The sequence below is a fragment of the Lacinutrix algicola genome, assembly GCF_001418085.1.
Taxonomy (GTDB): domain Bacteria; phylum Bacteroidota; class Bacteroidia; order Flavobacteriales; family Flavobacteriaceae; genus Lacinutrix; species Lacinutrix algicola.
Window position 1 is genome coordinate 70,701 of sequence record NZ_LIQH01000021.1, and the last position, 25,092, is coordinate 95,792.

Annotated in this window: 20 protein-coding genes; 11 read left to right on the forward strand and 9 right to left on the reverse strand. The window is 30.8% G+C overall.

What is annotated here, in order from left to right; genetic code table 11:
- Positions 1 to 19: 19 nt before the first annotated feature.
- The 5 genes from ASC41_RS01790 to ASC41_RS01810 all read left to right on the forward strand — a co-directional run bounded on the left by ASC41_RS01790 (position 20) and on the right by ASC41_RS01810 (position 5,820).
- Complete coding sequence (locus ASC41_RS01790; RefSeq protein WP_055434928.1) at positions 20 to 1,351, forward strand: hypothetical protein; 1,332 nt, start codon at positions 20 to 22, stop codon at positions 1,349 to 1,351.
- Positions 1,351 to 1,905, forward strand: coding sequence for an LPS export ABC transporter periplasmic protein LptC (lptC, locus tag ASC41_RS01795; RefSeq protein WP_055435069.1), 555 nt, complete (start codon positions 1,351 to 1,353; stop codon positions 1,903 to 1,905). The genes ASC41_RS01790 and lptC overlap by 1 nt, the downstream gene beginning before the upstream one ends.
- A gap of 124 nt (positions 1,906 to 2,029) precedes the next feature.
- Positions 2,030 to 2,224 (forward strand): hypothetical protein, encoded by a 195-nt coding sequence (locus ASC41_RS01800; RefSeq protein WP_055434929.1) that lies wholly within the window; start codon positions 2,030 to 2,032, stop codon positions 2,222 to 2,224.
- A complete protein-coding gene (locus tag ASC41_RS01805; RefSeq protein ID WP_055434930.1) occupies positions 2,225 to 3,517 on the forward strand; it encodes a hemolysin family protein in 1,293 nt (430 codons plus the stop codon).
- A 158-nt stretch (positions 3,518 to 3,675) separates the two neighbouring features.
- The gene (locus tag ASC41_RS01810) at positions 3,676 to 5,820 is read left to right on the forward strand and encodes a peptidylprolyl isomerase (protein ID WP_055434931.1); all 2,145 of its coding nucleotides are present in this window, start codon (positions 3,676 to 3,678) and stop codon (positions 5,818 to 5,820) included.
- Positions 5,821 to 5,957: 137 nt separating this feature from the next.
- Here ASC41_RS01810 and ASC41_RS01815 read toward each other — a convergent pair whose 3' ends face one another.
- Both ASC41_RS01815 and ASC41_RS01820 read right to left on the reverse strand, forming a co-directional pair.
- On the reverse strand, positions 5,958 to 6,872 hold the full coding sequence (locus ASC41_RS01815; protein WP_055434932.1) for a GYDIA family GHMP kinase: 915 nt from the start codon (positions 6,870 to 6,872) through the stop codon (positions 5,958 to 5,960).
- Positions 6,872 to 8,170 (reverse strand): hydroxymethylglutaryl-CoA reductase, degradative, encoded by a 1,299-nt coding sequence (locus ASC41_RS01820; protein WP_055434933.1) that lies wholly within the window; start codon positions 8,168 to 8,170, stop codon positions 6,872 to 6,874. The genes ASC41_RS01815 and ASC41_RS01820 overlap by 1 nt, the downstream gene beginning before the upstream one ends.
- 180 nt (positions 8,171 to 8,350) lie before the next feature.
- Here ASC41_RS01820 and ASC41_RS01825 point away from each other — a divergent pair, with 180 nt between their 5' ends.
- The 4 genes from ASC41_RS01825 (at position 8,351) to ASC41_RS01840 (ending at position 14,589) form a co-directional block, all read left to right on the forward strand.
- A complete protein-coding gene (locus ASC41_RS01825; protein WP_055434934.1) occupies positions 8,351 to 10,555 on the forward strand; it encodes a S9 family peptidase in 2,205 nt (734 codons plus the stop codon).
- 53 nt (positions 10,556 to 10,608) lie between these two features.
- On the forward strand, positions 10,609 to 12,123 hold the full coding sequence (locus tag ASC41_RS01830; protein WP_055434935.1) for a peptide MFS transporter: 1,515 nt from the start codon (positions 10,609 to 10,611) through the stop codon (positions 12,121 to 12,123).
- A gap of 33 nt (positions 12,124 to 12,156) precedes the next feature.
- A complete protein-coding gene (locus ASC41_RS01835) occupies positions 12,157 to 13,941 on the forward strand; it encodes a peptide MFS transporter (protein ID WP_055434936.1) in 1,785 nt (594 codons plus the stop codon).
- 102 nt (positions 13,942 to 14,043) lie between these two features.
- Positions 14,044 to 14,589, forward strand: a complete 546-nt coding sequence (locus ASC41_RS01840; RefSeq protein WP_055434937.1) for a thioredoxin family protein — start codon at positions 14,044 to 14,046, stop codon at positions 14,587 to 14,589.
- A 13-nt stretch (positions 14,590 to 14,602) separates the two neighbouring features.
- Here ASC41_RS01840 and ASC41_RS01845 read toward each other — a convergent pair whose 3' ends face one another.
- The 5 genes from ASC41_RS01845 to surE all read right to left on the reverse strand — a co-directional run bounded on the left by ASC41_RS01845 (position 14,603) and on the right by surE (position 19,468).
- Positions 14,603 to 16,621 carry a ComEC/Rec2 family competence protein gene (locus tag ASC41_RS01845; RefSeq protein ID WP_055434938.1) on the reverse strand — a complete coding sequence of 673 codons (2,019 nt, stop codon included), beginning with the start codon at positions 16,619 to 16,621 and terminating at the stop codon, positions 14,603 to 14,605.
- A 127-nt stretch (positions 16,622 to 16,748) separates the two neighbouring features.
- Entirely contained in the window at positions 16,749 to 17,285 is a 537-nt protein-coding gene (locus tag ASC41_RS01850) for a C40 family peptidase (protein WP_055434939.1), read from the reverse strand.
- 1 nt (position 17,286) lies between these two features.
- Positions 17,287 to 18,408, reverse strand: coding sequence for a lipid-A-disaccharide synthase (gene lpxB, locus ASC41_RS01855; RefSeq protein ID WP_055434940.1), 1,122 nt, complete (start codon positions 18,406 to 18,408; stop codon positions 17,287 to 17,289).
- Between the two features lie 3 nt (positions 18,409 to 18,411).
- Positions 18,412 to 18,699, reverse strand: a complete 288-nt coding sequence (locus tag ASC41_RS01860) for a hypothetical protein (protein ID WP_055434941.1) — start codon at positions 18,697 to 18,699, stop codon at positions 18,412 to 18,414.
- Positions 18,692 to 19,468 carry a 5'/3'-nucleotidase SurE gene (gene surE, locus ASC41_RS01865; protein WP_055434942.1) on the reverse strand — a complete coding sequence of 259 codons (777 nt, stop codon included), beginning with the start codon at positions 19,466 to 19,468 and terminating at the stop codon, positions 18,692 to 18,694. The genes ASC41_RS01860 and surE overlap by 8 nt, the downstream gene beginning before the upstream one ends.
- A gap of 278 nt (positions 19,469 to 19,746) precedes the next feature.
- Between surE and ASC41_RS01870 the strand changes: the two genes are divergently transcribed.
- On the forward strand, positions 19,747 to 21,888 hold the full coding sequence (locus ASC41_RS01870; protein ID WP_055434943.1) for a carboxy terminal-processing peptidase: 2,142 nt from the start codon (positions 19,747 to 19,749) through the stop codon (positions 21,886 to 21,888).
- A 6-nt stretch (positions 21,889 to 21,894) separates the two neighbouring features.
- The gene (locus tag ASC41_RS01875; protein WP_055434944.1) at positions 21,895 to 22,989 is read left to right on the forward strand and encodes an ABC transporter permease; all 1,095 of its coding nucleotides are present in this window, start codon (positions 21,895 to 21,897) and stop codon (positions 22,987 to 22,989) included.
- Between the two features lie 41 nt (positions 22,990 to 23,030).
- On the opposite strand, the gene ASC41_RS01880 is transcribed toward ASC41_RS01875, so the two are convergent.
- Together ASC41_RS01880 and ASC41_RS01885 are read right to left on the reverse strand one after the other, a co-directional pair.
- Positions 23,031 to 23,822, reverse strand: a complete 792-nt coding sequence (locus ASC41_RS01880; RefSeq protein ID WP_055434945.1) for an energy transducer TonB — start codon at positions 23,820 to 23,822, stop codon at positions 23,031 to 23,033.
- Between the two features lie 176 nt (positions 23,823 to 23,998).
- Positions 23,999 to 25,084: an OmpA family protein gene (locus ASC41_RS01885; protein ID WP_160318791.1), complete on the reverse strand. Its 1,086-nt coding sequence runs from the start codon at positions 25,082 to 25,084 to the stop codon at positions 23,999 to 24,001.
- Positions 25,085 to 25,092 lie beyond the last annotated feature (8 nt).

The following is a 25,092-nucleotide window of genomic DNA, read 5'->3' on the forward strand; positions in this document are numbered from 1 at the left end:
TAAAACAAACATTAAGATTATGAAAACTAATATAACACTAATAATTGCCATACTATTTTTGGGACTAAACTCAGGTTTTGCTCAAGCTAGTAATGAAGAATGTACGGTAAACCTGTCTTTATTCGTTGAAACAGTTAAAGCTGATAAATTTACAGAAGCATTACCATATTATAAAAAAGCAATCAATGATTGCCCAAAATTTAACCCATCTGCAATTTACAAGTATGGAGAGGATATGTTTGAAGGTCTTTTTGATGCTGCAACTACAGATGCAAAGAAAGTTGAATACATAAATGAATTATCTGCATTATGGGATTCTAGAATAGAAAATTACGCTAGAAAATCTCCAGTAGGAAAGTATGAAACTAAAAAAGTAATGCTTAGATATGATAATAGACAATTATTAGGTTTAACAGATGAGCAAATCTACAATGAGTTTGATGCTATTTACAAATCAGATTTAAAAAACTTTGAAAGCCCAAAAGGATTATACGTTTATTTCAAAATGATGGTAAGCTTATATGACAAAGGACAAAAAACACCTCAAGAGTTATTTAATAAGTATGATGATGTAGTTGATAAAATTGAAACTGAAGTTGAAGAAAATTCTGTTAAATTAAACGAGTTTATTTCTAAAGGAGAGAGCTTATCTAGTAAAGAGGAGAAGCATAAAAGATTTTATACTCAAACATTAGCTGCATTCGATAAAATTTCAGGAAGTTTAGAGCAAGAATTAGGAGATAGAGCAAATTGCGAAGTTTTAATTCCAATTTACCAAAGAGATTACGAGGCTAACAAAAACGATGGTGTTTGGTTACAAAGAGCAATGAACAAGTTATATGCTAAGGGTTGTAAAACAGATCCAATGTTTGTAAAAGTTGTTAAACAAAAGTATTCTTTAGAGCCTACAGCAGATGTTGCTAAGTACTTATATGGAATAACTGGAGAGCAAAAATATTTAGATGAAATCTTTAGATTAGAAACAGATCCATTAAAATTAGCTAAGCTTAACTATAATTTAGGATTAGAGTTTAAAAGCAAAGGAAGTTATGGTCAAGCTAGATCTTACTTTAATAAGGCTGCTAAACAAAATCCAGCCGATACAAAACCATACCAGCAAATAGCTGCTATGTACGCAGCAAGTGTTAAAAGTTGTGGAACTACTAACTTCGAAAAAAGAGCAATCTTTTGGTTAGCTGCAGATGAAGCTGCAAAATCAAGCAGTTCTCTTGCTAGTAAATACAGAGCACTAGCACCATCTAAACAAGATATTTTTTCAGCAGGTATGTCTGGAAAAACAATTAAAATTGGATGTTGGATTGGAAGAAGTATAACAGTGCCTACTATTTAATGAAAATAGATAAAATATATAATATTAAAAACGGAGTCATAGCAATAGCTATGACTTTGTTTTTTTCTTGTACAAACAACTTTCAAGAAGTTAATAAAATTGGTGTAAGCGATAACGAACCGCAAGGTGTAGGCGTAAACGTGAATGCTAAACGTACAGATTCTGGTCGTGTGGTTGCTAACTTAATTAGTCCAAAATTATTAGATTACGAAAATAGAAAGTTTGGTTATTCTGAGTTTCCAGAAGGTGTTATATTGCATATTTTCGATGAACAAAATTTTAAAACAACAATAGTAGCAGACTATGCAATTATATACAGCGACACAGATGTAATAGATTTGCAAGATAATGTTATAGTCTCTACTCATGAAGGCGATAGTTTATACGCAGATCAATTGTTTTTCGATCAAAAAAAAGAATGGCTATTTACTAACTTACCAGTAAAATACAAGTCTAAAGACTATCTAACAAAAGGTAAAGGTTTCGATTCTGATCGCGATTTTACTAAAGCAGAGGTTCTTGAAATAAGTGGTCTTTTTGCAGTTAGTGATTAATACAAGATTGTATTAATTATAGCACACTTCAAAATTTTACATATCTTTACTATTACAAATTAATTATATTTATAAACAGCTGTGTTAATACATATGTTGTTTAATAAAAGGATTTATATAAACAATGAAATACTTAAAGTTCTCACAGTACATCTATATTATTGCAGGTGCGTTTTTTTTATACGATTGCATAATGACTTGGAATGAAGATAGAAACCAAGCTTATTTGTCTTTGTTCTTATTTGCATTAGCTATATTTATGTTCTTCTTTAGAAGACGTTTTCATAAAAAATATGAAGACAGAAATAATAAACAGTAAATGTCCACAACATTAATTATCGTTATTATTGTAGTGTCGTTATTATTGTCGGCGTTTTTCTCTGGAATGGAGATTGCTTATGTTTCTGCCAATAAAATTCATATTGAAATAGAAAAAAAACAAGACGATTTTTTAGCTAATATTCTTTCAAAACTAACAGCAAAACCATCTAAGTTTATTGCAACAATGCTTATTGGTAACAATATAGCTTTAGTTATTTATGGTTTTTTTATGGGAGATTTATTGGTGAAGTGGTTTGCTTCATTGGTAAGTAATTATGCTTTTTTAAGTTATTTGCTAACAGATTTAAGTCTGTTTTCTCAAACTATAATATCAACATTGGTAATTTTGTTTACTGCAGAATTTCTTCCTAAGGTTTTCTTTCAAATTTATAGTAACACCTTAATTAAGGTGTTAGCTTTTCCTGCATATTTATTTTATTTATTATTCACTTTTATATCAGACTTTGTACTCTGGATATCTGATTTTGTACTTAAAAAATTCTTTAAAACGGAAGGAGATCAAGTGCAATTAGCCTTTACAAAATTAGAATTAGGAAATTACATAAGTGAACAGATGGAGTCTATAGATGCGCATGACGATGTAGATTCAGAAATTCAAATCTTTCAAAATGCTTTAGAGTTTGCAGAAGTTAAAGCTCGTGAAGTCATGATACCAAGAACTGAGATTATAGCTTTAGAAATTAATGATACTGTCGTAAATTTAAGTGCCCTGTTTATAGAAACAGGAATGTCTAAAATATTAATCTATAAGGATACTATAGACGATATTGTTGGTTATGCACATGCTTTCGAGTTGTTTAAAAAACCAAAAACGATTAAAGCAATGGTTTTGCCTGTGGAGTTTGTTCCAGAAACAATGTTAGCAAACGATATTTTAAATGTGCTTATAAAAAAGCGTAAGAGTATTGCAGTAGTTTTAGACGAGTACGGTGGAACTTCTGGTATAATGACTGTTGAAGATATTGTTGAAGAACTTTTAGGAGAAATAGAAGACGAACACGATACAGTAGTATTAAGAGAAGAGAAAATAGACGATTTAAACTATATTTTTTCTGCACGATTAGAAGTAGATTATTTAAACGAAACACATAAGTTAAACCTGCCAGAAGGCGAAAACTACGAAACGCTAGGAGGTTTAATTGTTGATCACACAGAGAAAATACCACAACAAAACGATGTTGTGACTACAGAAAATTTTCAGTTTAAAATATTAGAAGTCTCAAATACTAAAATAGATTTGGTGTCTTTAAAAGTTAAAACAGACGATTAGTAAGGAAATCGCCATAATACTGCAGGATTTTCCATAAATAAACACTTCATTTCAATAATTCTAAAATTATTGCCAATTTCTGCTTTTATTATTAAATAGAAAATGGTATTTTCGCCCACTATATTTTAACAATAACAGAATACAATCTATTTCAACAGATGGCAATTTTAAATAAGATAAGACAGAAAACAGTTGTACTAATTTTAGTAATCGCATTAGCGCTATTCGCGTTTATATTATCGAGCCTTTTTGATAATAAAGATGCATTATTTAACAAATCTCCAGATGTAGTTGCTACTATTAATGGAAAAGACATTTCTCGTCAAGCATTTATGGCTCAAGTTGAGGCACGTAACAATCCTAATGCTACCCAATCTCAAATAATGAATCAAGTTTTCGATGCAGAAGTAAGAAAATCTGTAATGGAATCTCAATTTAACGAGTTAGGTTTAACTGTTGGAAGAGAGCAAATGCGTGATTTATTAAAGACAACATACGCTAGCAGCCCTCAGTTTTTAAATGCTGATGGTATTTTTGATGAGTCTTTACTTAATCAATACATTTTAGATTTAAAGAATTCTCCTAATAATGATTTCTATAATAGATGGGTTCTTGGAGAAGAGAGTATTGCTTCAGGTGCATTACAGCAAAATTATATTAATATGATTAAAGCGGCATCTAATGCTACTTTAGCTGAAGGTGAATTAGAGCATAAATTACAAAACGACTTAGTAGATATTAAATATGTATCTATTCCTTATGCAACTATTCCAGATAGTACTATTTCAGTTTCTAAATCTGAAATAACTACATATATTAATAACAACAAGAATAAATACGAAGCTGAAGCATCAAGAAACTTACAATATGTAAAATTTGAAAATGTAGCCTCTTTAGAAGATGAAACTACTCTTGAAAATGAATTAATTTCATTTATTAAAGGTGGAGATGTTTATAACGAAACAACAAAGCAAACAGAAAGAAATCCTGGTTTCTTAGAAATGAACGAAGAGCAAGCGATTACTTTAGTAAATGCTGAAACTGATGGAACTGTAAAATTTGAAGATAAATTTGTTTATGCATCTAACTTTCCAAATGGAGTAAAAGATAGTATTTCTAAATTAACTGTAGGTTCTGTTTACGGTCCTTATAAAGATGGTAAGACTTTTAAAATCACAAAACTTTTAGATAGAAAAGTATTAGCAGATTCTATTCAGTCTAGCCATATTCTTATTCCTTTTGTTGGTTCTCAAGCAGCAAATGCTGAGACAACAAAAACTAAAGCACAAGCAAAAGTATCTGCAGATAGTATTTTTAACTTAGTTAAAAATAATAAAACGAAATATGCAGAAATAGCAAACGAAATTAATACAGACGGTTCTAAAGGAAAAGATGGCAGTATTGGATGGTCTCGTTTATCTAACTATAATCCTGCAGGATTCGATCCTGATTTCGCAAACTTCTTATTCTTTAACAAAGCAGGAAGTATAGATGTTGTTGAAACTAAATTTGGATACCATGTTATTAGAATCGACGATAAGAAAAACGAAGATACAGCATACAAAGTAGCAACTATAGAAAGAGTTATTGAGCCTTCTGTAGATACAGAAAATGCAGTGTTTAGAACGGCTACCAACTTTGAAGTTTCATTAGGGAATCAAGATTTTCAAGAAGCTGCAAAAGCAAGTAACTTAAGTGTTAATCCAGTTAATACTATTAAAGAGTTAGATGAAAATATTCCTGGTGTTGGACCATTAAGAAGTTTAGTACGTTGGACTTTTGAAGATAATACTGAAGTTGGGGATACAAAACGTTTTGAAACTACTACAGGTTATATTGTTGCTCAAGTAACAGGTAAAAACGAAGCAGGTTTAATGAATGTTGAAGATGCATCTGTAACTGCTTTACCTGAAATTAGAAAAGAAAAGAAAGCTAAATTAATTAAAGAAAGAGTAAGTGCTAATTCACTTACAGATCTTGCAGCTGCAGAGAACCAAACAGTAAAAACGGCATTAGCTATTAATATGAAAAATCCAACAATTGCAGGAGCAGGTTTAGAGCCACTTGTAGTTGGAACTGCTTTTGGTCTTGAAGAAGGACAATCTTCTAAATTAGTTACAGGAGTAAAAGGTGTTTATATGGTTGAGCTAACAAAAAAGACTCCAGCTGTTAAGTTAGAAAACTACCAGTCTTCTGCTAACCAAGTTGCACTTGCTAAGACGAATGCAATTAATACAAGATTATATAATGCTTTAAAAGAAGCTTCAGAGATTGAAGATTATAGAGCTAAAACAGTACAATAGTAATAAACTGAATATAAAATAAAAAAAGCTCGCATTGCGATGGCTTTTTTTTTATAGATAAAAGTTGAAAACTTATATATGTAATAGTTAATTAAATAGGTTTCTATTTAGTTGTGAGTTAATACTGTTTTAAGTAGTTAGAGAATCATATCCTTAAAGCTAACTATGGTAGTGTAACCTTTTGACGTGAAATAGGAGTCTATATATTCTTTTTCGCCCGTAGCTAGAACAAAGTCGCCATTCCATCCTCCAAGGCTCTTAATTTGATGTTTAAAATCGCTAAATAAGCGTTTCTTAATGGGTGTTTGGTTAGTTACTTCTCCTATTAAACACTCATGTTCTTGAATTAAAGCGTTAAAAGTAGCTATAGAATCTGAAGTAATTAATTGAGAAGTTATATCGTTTATTTTTAAAATAACAGCTTCAGTATCAGTTTTGTTATCTCTATAAGTTTTTATAGAATCTCTACTGTTTTGTTTTCTATTTAAATGAACAAAAAATAATTGATCTTCAAATTCTTTATTAAAAGAAATGTTTTTAATTAAAGGCATAGAATTCTCTATTTGATAAACAATTGCCGAGTCGTTTTGTGCACAAGCAATATCATAACCACTACCACCAAAAGTAGCATTAGATAATGCAAAAGCATCAATATTTGCCCATTGTGCTACATTGTTTAAAAGAGTAGAAGAAGAGCCTAGTCCCCAATCATTTGGGAATTCTAATTTTGAGCTTACTGTATAGCCTTTTCCATCTTTAAGAAAATCAGGATTAAGTATTTTTGCAGCGTTTAATATTTCTATAAGCCTTATGCTAATGTCATTGTTGGGAGTATGAGACGAGTTAATTTGTCCGTTAGTAATAATGAACTCATCTTTAAACCAAACGTTACCTTTATAATCAATACTTTGCCAAATTAGTTTTTCTTCCGCGTAAGCTTCAACAGATAGTGTTTGTCCAAATTTTGTAGGTAAAGCTAAAGCTCTAGCACCATCAAGTACAACATATTCTGCAGTAAGTAGTAGTTTTCCGTGACTATAGAAAGTTTTCATTATTGCCTTAGTTTTTCAATTTCTGTAACCACAGCACTATGTGTAACTGTATTGGTTTTAAAATGATTGACAATACTATCTTTTTCAGTATTAGTAGCTTCAAATTGATTTAATATATTCATTAAATGCATTTTCATGTGGCCTTCTTGAATACCAGTTGTCGTAAGCGAGCGCAGAGCAGCAAAATTTTGAGCCAATCCAGCAACAGCCACAATTTGCATTAATTCCTTCGCAGACGGTTGTCCTAAAATTTGTAAAGCAATTTTAACTAAAGGATGTAATCCTGTTAATCCACCAACGGTTCCTAATGCAAGAGGTATTTCCATCCAAAAAGTAAAAACATCACCTTCAATCTTGGCATGTGTTAAGCTAGTGTATTTTCCGTTTTTTACAGCAAAAGCATGCACTCCAGCTTCAACTGCTCTAAAATCGTTTCCAGTAGCTAATACAACAGCATCAATACCATTCATAATACCTTTATTGTGCGTTACTGCTCTATGTGGCTCGACTTCTGCAATATTAACAGCACGAACAAATTTTTCGGCGAAAGCCTTACCGCTAATGCCTTTGTCTTTTAAATCTTCAACGTTACAAGATACTTCTACACGAACAAGACAATCTGGTACGTAATTAGAAAGAATACTCATTACAATTTCTATAGGAGTATTCAAGTGTTTTTCAGCTTCAGCTTTAAACGTTTTTGCAAACTGTTCTAAACATGAATTTATAAAATTTGCTCCCATAGCATCCAATGTTTCAAAGGTTGCGTGAAGCTGATAATAGTTGTCTAAATCTTCAGTTTTATTTCTTAATTCTATATCTAGAATTCCACCACCACGTTTTTCCATGTTAGCAGTAATGGCTTTTGTATCTGCTATTAATTTTGGTTTAATAGAGTTGAAGTATAGTTTTAATTCTTCAAAATCACCATCAAACATAAAATGTACTTGTCCAATTTTTGTAGTAGATAATACTTCGGCTTTAAAGCCTCCACGTTTCATCCAGAATTTAGCAGCATTACTTGCAGCAGCAACAACAGAGCTTTCCTCAATTGCCATTGGTATAGCATATGTTTTACCGTTGATATCAAAATTAGGTGCAACACCAAGCGGTAAATAGTAATTTGAAATAGTATTTTCTATAAACTCATCATGTAGCTGTTGTAGTTTGTTATCGGCATTAAAATATTGTGTAATAGTTTGCTTTGCTGCCTCAGAGTTTGATAGGTAATTAGTAACTATCCAATCTATTTTTTCAGATTTAGATAGTTTTGAGAAACCAGAAATTGTTGCGCTCATTTAGTGTTATTTATAGGTGCGAAGATACTAAACGTTGGTTATTTTGTTGCAGAGTTAGATTGATGAAATTATATTCTGAAATTTTTTGCAATTTTGAAACTTGAATTAACTGTTAATAATTAGGGTTTTTTGCTTATTTTTTAGTAAACTTGACATTATTTTATTAATAAATTATTCTTAATGATTTTATCTAAATATTTAGCATTTTTCTGCTTATTAGTAACTACTTTATCTACAGCGCAAAACAAATCTATAGACCTTGAAGATATATGGTCTAATGGCACTTTTAGAACCGAAAGATTAGACGCTTTACATTCTATGAAGAATGGTCAAGAATACTCTGTTTTAAACTTTGATAGACAAAACGGTTCGACAGCTATAGATATTTACGATTACAAGACGCTTAAAAAAGTAAAGACTTTAGTAAATTCTTCTAACTTAGAAGATGTAAAGTATTTTACAGACTATACCTTTAGCGACGATGAATCTCAAGTGCTTTTGGCTACTAATCAAGAGTCTATTTTTAGACGATCTACCTTAGCCAATTATTATGTGTTTAACACTAAAACGAATAGTTTAACTTCAATTTCTAATGATAAAATTCAAGAACCAACGTTTTCTCCAGATGGAAAAAAGGTGGCTTTTGGATTAAACAATAACCTATACGTAAAAGATTTATCTTCAGGAAAAACGACTCAGTTTACTACAGATGGTGTAAAAAATAAAATTATTAACGGTATTACCGATTGGGTTTACGAAGAAGAGTTTGGTTTTGTACGTGCATTCGAATGGAACTCTAATAGCGATAAAATTGCTTTTATTCGTTTTGATGAAACAAATGTTCCTGAATTTTCAATGGATGTTTATGGTAAAGACTTATACCAAACACAAACTGTTTTTAAATATCCAAAAGCAGGTGAGGCTAATGCAATAGTTTCATTACATATTCACGATTTAAAGAAAGAAAAAACTACTGAAGTAAAAGTAGATAAAGCTTATAACGATTTTTATATTCCAAGAATTAAATGGTCTAATAATGCTGATGTGTTAAGTGCTCAGTATATGAATCGTCATCAAGATGAATTAGATCTGTGGTTAATTAATGCTAATAAAAATAAAGCCAATTTAGCTGTTGCTGAAAAAGATAAAGCTTATGTTGATGTAACAGATAATCTAACTTTTTTAGAAGATAATAGTTTTATTTGGACTAGTGAAAAGGATGGTTACAATCATATCTATCATTATGATAAAAAAGGGAAGCTAATTAATCAAGTTACCAAAGGAAATTGGGAAGTCACTAATTATTATGGTTTCGATGCTAAAACAAATAATATTTATTACCAATCGGTAGAGAATGGTTCTATAAATAGAGATGTGCATTCAATCAATCTTAAGGGCACAGATAAAAAACGATTATCAAAAACAACAGGAACTAATAATGCAGATTTTAGTGCCGATTTTACTTACTTTATTAATACTTTTTCTAGTGCAGCAACACCTCCAAAATACACATTAAATAGTGCTTTAAATGGTGATGTGGTAAAAAATATAAAGGATAACGATGTTTTAGCTAAAACGGTATCAGAATTCACAACTTCTCAAAAAGAGTTTACCACTATTAATGTAAATGGTAATGATTTAAACATGTGGACGATTAAACCAGCAAATTTTGATGCAACTAAAGAGTATCCTCTTTTTATGTTTCAATATTCTGGTCCAGGTTCTCAGCAGGTAGCAAATAAATGGAATAGCGCTAATGATTATTGGTACCAAATGTTAGCTCAAAAAGGATACATTGTTGCTTGTGTAGATGGAAGAGGAACAGGATTTAAAGGTGCTGATTTTAAAAAAGTAACACAAAAAGAATTAGGTAAATTTGAAGTTGAAGACCAAATTGAAGCAGCCAAATTATTAGGACAACGCAATTATGTAGATGCTTCAAGAATTGGTATTTGGGGATGGAGTTACGGTGGCTTCATGTCCAGTAATGCTTTATTTAAAGGTAATGATGTTTTTAAAATGGCCATTGCTGTTGCACCAGTAACAAGTTGGAGATTTTACGATTCTATTTACACAGAACGTTACATGACAACACCTCAAGAAAATGCAAGTGGTTATGATGATAATTCACCTATAAACCATGTGGATAAATTAAAAGGTGACTTTTTATTAATTCATGGAACAGGAGACGATAATGTACATGTGCAAAATACAATGCGTATGGTTGAAGCATTAATTCAAGCAGATAAGCAATTTGAATGGATGATTTATCCAGACAAAAATCATGGTATTTACGGAGGTAATACAAGAAAGCATTTATATACAAAAATGACCAATTTTATAGATCGTACTTTAGGGGATAAAATTGAAGACTTAAAAGAGTAAGCTAAAAAAGAAGTTAAGATTAAAGGATAAAATTTACTAACTAATATATCATTATGTCAGATCAAAATTCAAAAACAGTTGCTTTAGAAGAACCACAGTTATTTGGGCATCCAAAAGGATTGTTTTATTTATTCTTTGCAGAGCTTTGGGAACGTTTTAGTTTTTATGGTATGAGAGCGTTATTAACGCTTTATATGGTAGAGAAAATATTCGCAGCTATTGCAGAGCGAGATGCTGCTACAGCTGTTGTATATGCATCTTATGGTTCATTAGTATACGCGTCTACAGTTATTGGAGGTCAAATTTCCGATAAAATATTAGGAATGCGTAGCTCTATTTTTTTAGGAGGGATATTAATGGCTCTAGGGCATTTTGTTTTAGCAGTTGAAAATGATATTGCCTTTTTCCTAGCACTAGCATTAATAGTTGTTGGTAATGGTTTTTTTAAACCTAATATTTCAACTTTTGTAGGTGCATTGTATAAAGATGGTGATGTAAGAAAGGATTCCGGATTTACTATTTTCTATATGGGAATTAATATAGGTGGTATGGTTGCTCCTTTTTTATGTGCATGGCTAGCTGTTAAATATGGTTATCATTATGGTTTTGGTTTAGCAGGTATTGGAATGTTGGCAGGTTTAATTTTCTTTTGGAGCGGAATCAAAAAAAATGTTTTTGGAGATAAAGGAATGCCTCCAAGCCAAGAAGTTTACAATAAAAAAATAATAGGTGTCCCACAAAAAACGTTAATTCCAATTATTGCTTTTTTATCTGCACCAGGTATAGCATGGTTATTGGCATCTTGGCAAGATAACTTTGTTAGTGGAATATTTAAATTTATAGGTGTTGCTGTTTTAGTATATCTAGCTTACATTATCTTTAATTTAAAAACCAATGAGGCTAGAAAAAAATTAGTGATGGCTGTTTTAATTACCTTTTTTATGACTTTGTTTTGGGGATTTCATGAACTATCAGGAAGTGTAATTACTTTGTTTGCATCTAGAAATGTTGATCTAGATGGTATTATGAATGCAGGACAGACTAATGGGTTAAACTCAATGTTTATAATTATTTTAGCAATTCCTATTTCACTTTTATGGGGATATTTATCAAAAAGAAAATTAAATCCAAGAACACCTTACAAATTTGGTTTAGGGTTGTTGTTTGCAGGTTTAAGTTTTTATATTCTTTCAATTAGTGGAGCTAGTGCCGATGAAAATGGTATGGTTCCTTTTTACTATTTATTTGCAATGTATTTTATTATTTCAATAGGAGAGTTATTTATGTCTCCAGTTGGTTTATCTAAAATTACAGATTTATCTCCAAAAAACATTGTTGCTTTCATGATGGGAGTTTGGTTTTTATCTTCAGCCTTTGCTTTTCAAATAGTAGGTTTTATATCTAAGCAATTAGCTATAGAAAGTACAGATGGAAATGTAGGAGGTTTACAAACACTAACAGTTTATACAGACGGTTTTAGTCTTATAGCAAAGTATGCTCTTGGAGCAGGTTTAATTGTTTTAATTTTCTCTCCATTAATGAAGAAATTAATGGGTAAAGTGCACTAATATTAATCTTATACTAAACTAAATATAATTTTTATGAATACTGATATTGAAAATCTATTTAAAGACAAAGTTATAGGTCATCCAGCAGGATTATTTGTAATCTTTTTTACAGAAATGTGGGAACGTTTTTCATTTTATGGAATGAAAATACTTTTAGTACTCTTTTTAACTGCTCCATACTTAAGTGATAATCCAGGTTGGGAATGGTCTAGAGAAAATGCATTAGCATTGATAGGTACTTATTCTTCACTTCTCTACTTAACACCTATAGTTGGAGGATGGTTTGCAGATAAAATTTCAGGATATAAATGGGCTGTTATTATTGGATGTTTTATCATGATGCTTGGTCACGCTTTTATGGTTTTCGAAACACCTTGGTCTTTGTACCTAGGTTTAGCATTGCTAATTATCGGTACAGGTTTCTTTAAGCCAAACATGACTTCTATGATTTCTGAAATGTATAAAGGAAAGGAGTCTAAAAAAGACGGAGCGTATACTATTTATTATATGGGAGTAAATGCTGGTGCCTTTTTTGGTATGATGCTTTGTGGATATTTAGCAGAAAACTTAGGATGGAGTTACGGTTTTGGACTAGCTGGTATATTTATGTTAGGAGGATTAATTCAATTTTGGTTAGCTAAAGATTTATTTGGTTCAATTGGAGAAGCACCTTCTAAAGTACATGAAGTTGAATTGTCTCAAAATATTAATGAAAGAAACCCTAAAGAACATAATCCTTTAGAAGAGGCTATTAAATTAAATCCATTTACAACTATAGATAAAATTTTAATCGTTTTATCATCATTAGGTGGTGTTCTATATTTATTTAACGATCCATTATCTAAAATTGGTAATGTTAATTTATTAAACTTCTCTGTGGGAAGTATGGATGGTTCTAATGTTACAGTATTAACAGCCTTAGTTTTATTTCTATACTTAATTATTACAAGAATTTCAAGATACGCTCCAATTGTTAGAGATAAAATTATAGCGGTTTCTGTTTTTGGCATCTTTACAGTCTTTTTCTTTGCAGCTTTCGAACAATCTTTAGGTTCTATGACATTGTTTGCAAGAGATTATACAGATAGAGTTTTAACAGGTTCTTCAGCAAGTGTTTTTAAAATTATAGATACAATACTTACAATTGTACCTCTTGCAATTATTTCTTGGGTACTTGTATTATTATTTAAAAAAACAGCATCAAAAATTCTTTTATCAAACATCGTTTTAGGCCTTACATTTGTATTCCTTTGGTATGTTGTCTATTATAAGGTTAATAATGAATTTAGTAAAGATGCTACTGAGGTAGGAGCATCATGGTTTGGTATTTTAAACTCATTTTTCATTATTACATTAGCTCCATTATTTTCTAAATGGTGGGAAAGTAAATACAATCCAAGTGTAGCTATGAAATACGGTATTGGTTTAATCCTTTTAGGATTCGGTTTTGGTGTATTAGTATTTGGTACTTTAGGTATAGAACCAGGAGCTAAAACAGCAGCTGTTAGTATGGTTTTCTTGATATTAGCATACTTATTTCATACTATGGGAGAATTATGTATTTCTCCAGTAGGTCTATCTTACTTAAGTAAATTGGTTCCAGGTAGAATGATTGGGTTTATGTTTGGAATCTGGTATTTAGCTATTGCTATTGGTAATAAAGCAGCAGGTTCTATGGGTGGAATGATTGATAAAATTACATCGGAATATTCATTAAGTACTTTCTTCTTAATATTTACTTTAGTTCCCGCAGCAATAGGAATTGTATCTATGTTATTAAATCCTGTATTAAAGAAATTAATGCACGGTGTTAAATAATTAGTAGTAAAACTTTAACAAAACGCCTCAATAGAGGCGTTTTGTTTTTTTCGTAACTTTGGAACACTATTTGCGACTACATAAAAAATATAAATTAGTAAAATGAAAAAATACATTATTATAGCGTTGTTTACGGTTTTTGCAACTGTTACTATATCGGCTCAAGAAATTAATTGGATAACACTTGAAGAAGCAGTTGAGCTTCAAAAGAAAAATCCTAAAAAAATAATGATGGATATGTACACTTCATGGTGTGGACCTTGTAAGATGTTAGATAAAAATACATTTGCTAATAAAGATGTTGCCAAATATGTAAGCGATAATTTTTACGCTGTAAAATTTGATGCTGAAGGTAATGATGTGGTAAAGTTTAAAGATAAAACATTTTCTAATCCAGGTTACGATCCTGCAAAAGCAAAACGTAGAAATTCAGGACATGAATTAGCACGTTTTTTTAGTATTCGCTCTTATCCAACTATTTTATTTTTAGATGAAAAAGCAGATTTTATAGCACCTATTATTGGTTATAAAAAACCACAGCAATTAGAATTGTATTTAAAAATGTTTAAGAAAAACGAACATACAGGTATGGATACTCAAGCAAAATTTAATGAGTATTTTAAAAACTTTAAGCCAGAATTTAAATAGAAGTAATCTAAAGTTAATCTATTACAAAAGCTCCCTTTTCACCAGTATAGTGAAAAGGGATTTTTTGTTTTATACAAGTCACTCTCCAACGCGCAACATAAGATTTGTAATTACTACCATCTGCAATAATTTGCTTAGGTTGTAAAGAATCAATTAATCTAGACATATTTATTCTTGGAGATTGTATTAATAAAATATGATCTGGTTTTTGTTGCTTCACATTATACACTCCCAAACTATCTATAATTAATAAGGTGTTGTTTTCAATTTGGATAAAAGAAGGTGTTTTGTATGCATTAATCTCAGCAATAGTATTTCCAATAGCGTAATCTTTTAAATTACTAAACTGCGAAAGGCTGTCTAAGTTAGAATACACATCGAGATTAAATTTGTGCTTTTGCCCAATAACAGTTAATCTGCTTTTATGAAAAATAGTGAGTGTTTCTGTATTGTTATTGTATTTAGTATGGAGATTAACACCTTGAAAAAGTAAAACAGAAACTAAAGTAAACTTCATCCATTTATAGTTTTTATGGATAGCTAATTGTACAAAAGCAATTGCAAATAGATAAGCAGTAATAACTTGCCAGCCATTAAAAGAAATGTCTTTAAACAGGAAGCGCTCTTGTAACGATAACCATTTCATTAAATCATTCATACTAGAGATAATAAAACCGAAACCAACGACAAGGAATTTAGGTAGCGCATTGCATAAAGCAAGAATAATAACTAAAATTCCAATAGCTAAAATGAAACCTAAAAAAGGAATGATAATAACATTAGCAACAAAAAATAAACCAGGGAATTGATGAAAATAATATAGGCTAATAGGTACAACGCCAAATTGAGCAGCAATACCAACAGTAAAATAATCCCAAACTTTGGATAGAATAAAGTTTTTAGGTTGCCAAAGTTTTACTAATCTTGGTTGTATTGCAACAATAGCAATAACAGCCAAGTAACTCAATTGAAAACCAACATCAAATAAAAATAAAGGTTTAAACAATAGAAGTACAAATATTGAAATAGCTAATGTATTGTAAATATTTGTTGGTCGTCTTAAATGCATGCCAATAGCAATAATACTAAACATAGTAACTGCACGAGTTACAGAAGCAGATAAACCAGCTATAATTGCAAAACTCCACATTAATACTACTAAAATAAGAATGGTTATTTCTTTGCCATATTTAAACCGTTTTAAAGGCTTTAATGCAAAATTAAGGAGTAACAATATTAACGCTACGTGAAGACCAGAAACAGCAAGAATATGAACAGCTCCAGCATCTGTATAGCTATCATAAATATCTTTGCTCAAGTCTTGACGTTGTCCTAAGATTAGTGCATTTATAATCGCTAAAACATCAGGTTCAAAATCATAAAATTTTAACTTGGTATTAATAGTTTCTCTAACAAAATCTGCATATCCAAAAATAGTATGTTTGTTTTCGCTTACGCGGAAAAGTCTTACAGGTTTAACATACAGTTGCTTAAAAACGTATTGTTTTTCAAGATAACTTCTATAATTAAACTGATATGGGTTTATAGTTGCTACAATAGGTTGAAAGCCTTCTGAAGTAACATATACATTATCAACTTTTAAAACTTTATTTAAACTATCTCTCGATACGTTTAGTAGCGCTTTTCCTGAAACAGAAACATCTGCAATCTTTAAAACATCAATAATATACTTATCATTATAATTACCAGATTTTAAAGTAGATCGAATTCTAAAGGTGATTAACTTTTTATTGGAGTCTATATTTGTGTAGTTGCTATTGTTTAGTTTCTCATTATGGAAATTAGTTACAAGTAGTCCAATACAAATCATTGTTAGAAAACTAACAATACCAAACCATACGGTTTTAGTGCTTTTGTTTTTAGAAATAAAAAATAATAATGTTAGTACTAGCAGTAGAAAAACTGTGGTATACAAAATAATAGATACCGGAATTGCTATAAAAAAAGCGATTAAAATTCCAATAACTAAGCAAGTTGTTAGTTTAATTATAGAGAAGTTAAGAAGTCTCACTCTCTGAAGATAATAAATAAAACCTTACAGATAGATTAATATAGTGCTTAAAAACAGCTAGTTGCGTTCTTGTTTAGTTTCTTATGGTCTACTTTGTTTGAAAAACAACTAAAACTAGCAATAAAAATTAAAGCACTCTCCTCGCTTGTACAAAAGCAAAATACCAATACTTTTCTTTTAACATAGATGTCATTACACCTTTGCTTGTAGTAGCATGAATAAACTCTACATCATCACCTTTAGTTCCTGTTACCAAACCAACATGGTTAATACTGCGGTTGTTTTTTTTAGTAGCAAAAAATAACAAATCACCTTTACGTACCTTTTTTAAATCTATCCAATCTCCAGTTTTAGCCATTTCCCTAGACACTCGAGGAATTGCAACATTATCTTCTTTAAACGCAGTGTAAATTAAACCAGAACAATCCATCCCTTTTTTAGTTACTCCACCATATTTATAGCGTGTGCCCTCATATTTTTGGGCATTATTAATAATAGAATGTGCTATTTTAGGGACTGCTACATTAGGAGTTTTGTTGTTTCTTGTGGTTTTTCTAACCGTTTTTGTGGTTTGAGATTTTTTTGTAATTACACTTTTGTTTTTAGTACTTCCGCAACTAGTTAGTGTAATTATAGTAAGTAGAATTATAATAATTTTTCGCATTTTAGGAAGTCTTATTTATAGAATTATAAATCAATTTTGCAGTGTTTTTACTAGCGCCTTTGCCACCTAAATCTTTTTCTAAATCATAATAATCTAAAAAGAATTTTGCACGTTGTTCTTTGTCTAGTAAAATATCTAGTTCTTTTTTTAATCTATTGGTATTAAAGTCGTTTTGAATAAGTTCGGTTACCGATTCTTTATTCAAAATTAAATTCACCAAAGAAATATATTTTAAATTCACCACACGTTTACCTATTTGGTAAGACACCCAGCTTCCTTTGTAACAAACAACTTGTGGTACTTTAAATAAAGCTGTTTCAAGTGTTGCTGTACCAGAAGTAACTAATGCAGCTGTAGAAATACTAAGTAAATCGTACGTTTTATTGTTTAAAAAATGCACGTTAGATTTTTTTATAAACTGCTGGTAAAATTCAAAGTCTTGACCAGGAGCACCAGCAATTACAAATTGATAGTCTTTATAGTTGTCAACTAGGCTAAGCATAACCGAGAGTATTTTTTTAATCTCTTGTTTACGACTTCCAGGTAATAATGCGATAATTGGTTTTTCACTTAAACCGTTTTCTTTTCTAAATATAAACTCATCTACTTGATGTCTATCTGCAATTGCATCAATTAAAGGATGTCCAACAAAGTGAACAGGGAAATTATGCTTGTCTTCGTAGAATTGTTTTTCGAAAGGCAAAATAACATACATTTCGTCCACATCCTTTTTAATATCTTTAATTCGGCCTTCTTTCCAAGCCCAAATTTGAGGTGAAATATAATAATGGTTTTTAAAGCCTTTTGGTTTTGCCCATTTGGCAATTCGTAAATTAAAACCAGGATAATCTATGTAAATAATAACATCAGGATTATACGCTTCTATATCTTGTTTACAAAAAGAAAGGTTTTTTGTTATGGTTCTTAAGTTCATTACTACTTCTGCAAAACCCATAAAAGCCAGCTCGCGATAGTGTTTTACTAATGTGCCTCCAACAGCTTCCATAAGGTCGCCACCCCAAAACCTAAAATCTGCATCTACATCTTCATGTAATAATGCTTTCATAAGGTTCGCACCATGCAAATCGCCAGAAGCTTCTCCAGAAATAATATAGTATTTCATGTGTTATAATTTATTCAGAATAAAAATTAAAGCTACTAAAACAATAGCAATTAAAATACCTTTTGCAAAATCTTCTTTTTTCTTATTCAGAAAATAATAAAAAACAGGAAGGTTAAGTAAAACGCCAATACTTGCACGTTTGCCTAAAACATTTGTCGATAATATTCTATTAATTATTTCTTGAAAAGATAAATCTAATTTTAAACCAATAAAAAAAGTGTAAATAGAAATACCAATAAAGGTTGTAACTATCCCAATAAGAAATCCAAAAATAATAGCTTTTTTATTCATTTAAGTTCCATGTATTTAACTGTTGTATGGCATGATGAGCGGTTAGATCGAATTGTACTGGAACAACAGAAATATAACCGTTTTCTAAAGCCCATTCGTCTGTATCTTCTCCTTTATCGTAATTTACAAATGTTCCTGTTAGCCAATAATAATCTTTGCCTTGAGGTGTTTTTCGTTTGTCGAACTTCTCTTTCCAATTGGCTTTCGCTTGTCGGCAAATTTTAATGCCTTTTAATTCCTTTTTATCTAGATTAGGAACGTTAACATTAAGTACAGTGCCTTCTGCTAAACCTTTATTTAACACGTTTTCTGCAATCGTTTTTATATACTTTTTAGAATGCTCAAAATTTGCATTCCATTTGTAATCTAAAAGCGAAAATCCAATAGCAGGAATACCTTCAATACCTGCTTCTATTGCGGCACTCATGGTTCCAGAATAAATTACATTTATTGAAGAGTTACTACCATGGTTTATGCCTGAAACTACTAAATCTGGACGTCTGTCTAAGATTTCGTTTACAGCTATTTTTACACAATCTGCTGGTGTTCCCGAACAACTGTAAGCATCGTAATCTCCATTTTCTACATGTATTTTTTCAATATGTAGAGTGGAGTCTAGAGTTATAGCGTGTCCCATTCCGCTTTGCGGACTATCTGGTGCAACAACAACAACGTCTCCTATGGTTTTCATTATTTTTACTAAAGTACGAATGCCTGGAGCAGTTATGCCATCGTCGTTTGTAACTAAAATTAGTGGTGTTTTTTTCATCTTATTGTTTCCGCGAAGGCGTTAATCTCTTTAATAACGAGCTAAAATACATAATTTCTATAGTATTTCTCTAAATTTTGAGCTTTAACAAAAAATTAGTGCGCTTGCAGATACTTGGCACGGTTTTTTCTTTTATTTTAGTGGAAATTTTCCCTTAGCAGCGACTATAAAAAGATTAAGAAAACATATGAAACAAGCATGTTAAAAATGTTATTAATTGCGGTAACGATTAATAGCCAATAGCATGTGACTTTCAGAAAAACAATAAATTCACACACATGAAAAGGAAATATAATATATTAATGCTAGTGCTTTTACTAGCCTTTGGCTCTTGTAGTTTTACAGCCAAAGTAGATGATGATCCAGATAAAGATAAACTCTTAGTCCAGATAATTACTTTAGCTTTAGAGCAATTGCATTTTGAACCTAAAGATTTTAATGATGAATTTTCTAAAGAGGTTTATTCAACATATTTAAAACAAATAGATCCTTTAAAACGTTTCTTTTTAAAGAGCGATATTGAAGAGTTTGAAAAGTTTGAAACTGAAATTGATGACGAACTTAAAGTGTATGATATTACATTTTTTAATGTTACAAATGAACGTTTAGTGCAACGTATGGCTGAATCAAAAGCTTATTATAAAGAGGTGTTAGAAAAGCCTTTCGATTTTGATAGGGACGAAAATTTTGATACAGATTACGAAAATCACGAATATGTAAAGAGTAAGAAAAAACTAAAAGAACGTTGGAGACAATTGTTAAAATTTAGTACTATTTCTAATTACGATGAACTAATTAGAACTCAAGAGAGAGATACAGTTATTGCAGAAGGTGATGAGCCAAAAGTAAAGAAAACACTTAAAGAAATTGAGATTGAAGCACGTGCTGAAACCTTAAAAAATCTTGATGTGTATTATACAGATTACGTTGAAGATTTAGAACGTAAAGATTGGTTTGCAATGTACATTAACGCAATAGTAGAAGAATTCGATCCGCATACATCTTACTTTGCGCCTAGAGATAAAGACCGTTTCGACCAGCAAATGTCTGGAAAATTAGAAGGTATTGGAGCAAAACTTTCTAAAAGAATGGATTACACTAAAATTGTAGAAGTTATTTCTGGAGGTCCAGCATGGAGAGGTAAAGACCTTGAGGTTGGTGATATTATTTTAAAAGTACGCCAAGAAGACGAAGAAAAAGCAGTTAGTATTGTTGGTATGCGCATAGACGATGCTATACAATTAATAAAAGGACCTAAAGGAACTAATGTTTATTTAACACTTAAAAAAGTAGACGGTTCTATAGAGGATATTACAATTACCAGAGATATAGTAGAGTTAGAGGAAACTTATGCTAAATCATCTACTGTTATTAAAAACGACAAAAAATATGGAGTGATAAATCTTCCTAAATTTTATATCGATTTTACAGATTATAAAAAACGTAATGCAGCATCCGATATTAAACAAGAAATAGAAAGATTAAAAGCCGAAGGTATGGAAGGTCTTGTTTTAGACCTTAGAAATAACGGAGGAGGATCTCTTAAAACGGTTGTAGATATAGCAGGTTTGTTTATTAAAGAAGGACCTATAGTACAAGTGCGCTCCACAAATGAACCAAAAGAAGTTTTAAAGGATACAGACGATTCTATTATTTGGGATGGACCTTTAGTTATTATGGTTAACGAATTATCTGCTTCAGCGTCAGAGATTTTAGCGGCAGCAATGCAAGATTATAAGCGTGCTATTGTTATTGGAAGTAAGCAAACATATGGAAAAGGTACTGTTCAAAACATATTAGATTTAAACAGAATGGTGCGTAATAGTTCTCATGGAGATTTAGGAGCTATTAAAATTACACGTCAGAAATTTTATAGAATTAATGGAGGGTCAACACAGTTAGAAGGTGTTAAGAGTGATGTTGTGGTTCCAGACCGTTATAGTTTTATAGATATTGGAGAACGCGATCAACACAATCCATTACCATGGGATAAAATTGAAGCAGTAAAGTACGATTCTTGGAATAGCTATTTCGATTACAATACAACAATAAGTAATAGTAAAGAGCGTATGCAAAACAATGCGCAGCTTAAGCTTATCGAAGAAAATGCTAAGTGGATTAAAACGCAAATGGATGAGAATATTTATTCTTTAAATTATAAAAAATATAAAGCTGAATTAAAAGCAGACGAAGAAAAAGCAAAAGAGTTTGATGCTATTTCTGAATATAAAACTAACTTAACATTCGAGTCTTTACCTTATGAAACTGCTCTTTTCGAAAAAGATACTATCTTAAAAGAGAAGCGTGTAAGATGGCACGAAAGCTTAAGTCAAGATGTTTATATTGAGGAGGCTTTAAATGTCATAGACGATTTAAAAATGACCTACGAAATTAAAAAAGTAGCAGCCATAAAAGATTAAAAAACATTGAGTAACAAAGCAAACTCATTAAGTAAATTAGCGCTTCAAAAATTTAAAAAGAATTTTTGGGGCGTTTTTAGTTTCTATTTTATCCTATTCATTGGTGTTATTTCTGTGTTTGCCTATGTGTTTGCACCAGATAATTCTAGACACGCCAACCAAATGCATGTTTCTATACATTCTAAAGCACCAGGTTTTAGTGTCGAGATGTTAGTGTTGCCTTCTCAAATTAAAAATGAACAAGGTTTTATTGATAAATTGTTCTTCGGAAACATTAATACTGTAACCGAAATTCCAATTACACAATATAGTATCTCGGGAAATACTATAAGTTATACCGAATATGCTTCCGATGGATTAAAAGGTGTTGAAAAAAACTATACTCTTGATGAAGATAATACCATTAATACAGAAACTTTAATTACTAAAAAAACATTCCATTTAGGTACCGACAAATATGGTAGAGATTTGCTTAGTCGTATTTTAGTAGGTGCACGTATTTCTTTCTTTATAGGTTTTGTTGCTGTCTTTATTTCCTTGGTAATTGGAATATTTATGGGAAGTGTAGCAGGTTATTTTGGTGGTAAAATAGATGCGTTTATTATGTGGATAATAAATGTAACTTGGTCTATACCAACCTTATTATTGGTTATCGCAATTACTTTGGCTTTAGGAAAAGGTTTCTGGCAAGTGTTTATTGCAGTAGGTTTAACAATGTGGGTAGAAGTTGCTAGAGTAGTGCGAGGACAAATTATTAGTGCAAAAGAAATGCAATATGTTACTGCTGCTCGAGCTTTAGGTTTTAATAACTACCGTATAATTACTAAGCATATTCTACCAAATATAATGGCTCCTGTAATTGTAATTTGTGCCGCTAATTTTGCTGCTGCAATATTAATAGAAAGCGGATTGAGTTTCCTAGGTATTGGTGCTCAACCGCCAATGGCAAGTTGGGGAGCAATGATAAAAGATCATTACAATTATATTATTCTAGGCAAGCCTTATTTAGCCATCATTCCAGGCTTATGCATTATGTTTTTAGTTATGGCCTTTATGTTAATTGGTAATGCCTTACGCGACGCCTTAGATGTCAAGAATTAATTATAATAATCTCTTAATAGATTGCTTTAATAAAGTCGGAATTAACAACCGCCTTTTGGTCCAAAAGTAAAAGCGAATTCTTGTTCAATAATTTCACCATTATTATTTTGTGCAGGTTCCCATTGTCCAGATATGTTACTTATTAATTCTATTAACTTTTTATCTAAAACCGGATAACCTGTAGTTCTATCTATTCTAACATGTTTAATATTGCCTTCTTTGGTAATGGTAAAGTAGATTTTAGCAGGACGTATTTTTTTGTTGTCCAAGTCAGCTGTTTCTTCTTTAGTGTTTATAATTAGATAATTTACTATAGCATCTTCTCCTTCAACGTATGTCGCCTCTTTCTCTGGAGTTACGGTATAATGAGGATTAAATTTCTTTTCTTCAGAAGTTAATGCATCAGTGTTTTTTTCTTGAAATAGTGTTTTCATAGAAAAGTTATTATTATAATCAAGAGATTTAAAAAGCGCTATTTGGGATTCATTTAATTTTTCTGAAGTTCCATAAGTACGTTTTTCTGTTTGTCTGTCGTTTTCAATAATAATTATTTCCGTAGAATTAACCTTCTCAATTTGCTCGTTTTCCTGATCGCGATTAAAAGGGAATATAGTAGTAATATTTCTTAAATCTGTTTTACTAATAGCTTCAAATCTTGAACCTATTCCGTAATAGTATTCAGATTCTGCTTTTCCAGGATTCATGTTTTGGTTTGCTAATTCAAGTTGTGCGATGTCTTTTAATTCGATAGTGTTTTTACTAGGATTATTGCAACTAGTAAAACTGAAAGTGATTAAAATTGAAAGACTTAATATGATGCTTTGATTTTTCATAATTATTATGTTTAAAGATTAATGTCTGTCAAATATATAGACAGGACAAGGCTTTACATGTACAACAAATGTCAAAAAAGTGCAAAACTTGTGTAAAACACTTTGTTTAATATAGGTGTAATTGAATCGTGCTATGTGTTTAACAAGGAATGTTTCTGTAATAAAAAAGAATAGGTTTATTTTGAAAATACTATTTCTACACGACGGTTATCTTTAGAAATACTACTTTTTAGCTGTTCTTCACCCATGCCTTTTGTAGTAATTCTAGAGCTATTAATACCGTTAGAAATAAAGTAATCTCTAACAGTATTAGCTCTACTTAATGAGAGTTCTTTATTATAAGTATTTGTGCCGACAGCATCTGTATGGCCAATAATGTTAATGTTTATTTCTGATTTTTTTAGCAATGTTTTTGATATATCGTCCAATAATAAAAATGAATCCGCTCCTATTATTTTACTCGATGCAGTCTCAAAATTAATTTGAAAATCTAAGGAAATTTCAGTTTTCAAATTATTTATAGTGTCTAATAATCCAGGTTTAGTTCCCGTGCTTTTTAAAGAATTAGCTTCTAAGAATATAGCAGAATCGTATAATTGATCTCCAACATCGCTAATGCCTAGTTTAAAGTGGTATTTAACATTAGGAATTACTTTTGTTTTGGCGGTTAAAACAGTTGTAAAACCATCATATTGGATGCTTTTAGCGAGTTCGAAATGTTTTTCATTATTTTGAAGCGCTTCTATTGTTGAAATATTGTAGTTAAAATTTGCTATATAATATTCTGAATTAACTTTCGGATTTATATGATCTACCGTAATAGGAGTGTTTACGTCTCCGTTTAATAATGCTATGTTTTTTGAAGTATTTGTATCTGTATTTGTGACTAAAAAGATAAAAACATCGTTAACATTTTTAAATATGTATTCAGGATATTCTTCCGAAGCAAAGCAATATTTAAATTCAATTTCATCGGTTGCAGATATAAGGTCAAATTCGAATAAACTAGTATCGTAACAACCTTTATTATCTGCAATAACGTTAATGTCTTTATCGCTTTCAAAGTTTATTTTTGAACTCTTTTTAGTGTCATCGTTTGGTCCTTCAGCATGTTCAGCAATTCCAGTACTCATAATAACGCCTTCTTTAAAAAAGGTGTTATAAAGTAAATTTGTTTTAAAAAGCCCAAATGTTTTTTTACCGCCTTTAATAGTAATATTGCTTACTATTATGTTTTCCGAATCTCCAAGTAAGCTATTCATTAATTGAT

Bases quoted from the DNA above. Each gene is read 5' to 3' on its own strand.
- ASC41_RS01790 (WP_055434928.1), top strand. From the start codon at position 20: ATGAAAACTAATATAACACTAATAATTGCCATACTATTTTTGGGACTA.
- lptC (WP_055435069.1), top strand. From the start codon at position 1,351: ATGAAAATAGATAAAATATATAATATTAAAAACGGAGTCATAGCAATA.
- ASC41_RS01800 (WP_055434929.1), top strand. From the start codon at position 2,030: ATGAAATACTTAAAGTTCTCACAGTACATCTATATTATTGCAGGTGCG.
- ASC41_RS01805 (WP_055434930.1), top strand. From the start codon at position 2,225: ATGTCCACAACATTAATTATCGTTATTATTGTAGTGTCGTTATTATTG.
- ASC41_RS01810 (WP_055434931.1), top strand. From the start codon at position 3,676: ATGGCAATTTTAAATAAGATAAGACAGAAAACAGTTGTACTAATTTTA.
- ASC41_RS01815 (WP_055434932.1), bottom strand. From the start codon at position 6,872: ATGAAAACTTTCTATAGTCACGGAAAACTACTACTTACTGCAGAATAT.
- ASC41_RS01820 (WP_055434933.1), bottom strand. From the start codon at position 8,170: ATGAGCGCAACAATTTCTGGTTTCTCAAAACTATCTAAATCTGAAAAA.
- ASC41_RS01825 (WP_055434934.1), top strand. From the start codon at position 8,351: ATGATTTTATCTAAATATTTAGCATTTTTCTGCTTATTAGTAACTACT.
- ASC41_RS01830 (WP_055434935.1), top strand. From the start codon at position 10,609: ATGTCAGATCAAAATTCAAAAACAGTTGCTTTAGAAGAACCACAGTTA.
- ASC41_RS01835 (WP_055434936.1), top strand. From the start codon at position 12,157: ATGAATACTGATATTGAAAATCTATTTAAAGACAAAGTTATAGGTCAT.
- ASC41_RS01840 (WP_055434937.1), top strand. From the start codon at position 14,044: ATGAAAAAATACATTATTATAGCGTTGTTTACGGTTTTTGCAACTGTT.
- ASC41_RS01850 (WP_055434939.1), bottom strand. From the start codon at position 17,285: ATGCGAAAAATTATTATAATTCTACTTACTATAATTACACTAACTAGT.
- lpxB (WP_055434940.1), bottom strand. From the start codon at position 18,408: ATGAAATACTATATTATTTCTGGAGAAGCTTCTGGCGATTTGCATGGT.
- ASC41_RS01860 (WP_055434941.1), bottom strand. From the start codon at position 18,699: ATGAATAAAAAAGCTATTATTTTTGGATTTCTTATTGGGATAGTTACA.
- surE (WP_055434942.1), bottom strand. From the start codon at position 19,468: ATGAAAAAAACACCACTAATTTTAGTTACAAACGACGATGGCATAACT.
- ASC41_RS01870 (WP_055434943.1), top strand. From the start codon at position 19,747: ATGAAAAGGAAATATAATATATTAATGCTAGTGCTTTTACTAGCCTTT.
- ASC41_RS01880 (WP_055434945.1), bottom strand. From the start codon at position 23,822: ATGAAAAATCAAAGCATCATATTAAGTCTTTCAATTTTAATCACTTTC.
- ASC41_RS01885 (WP_160318791.1), bottom strand. From the start codon at position 25,084: ATGAATAGCTTACTTGGAGATTCGGAAAACATAATAGTAAGCAATATT.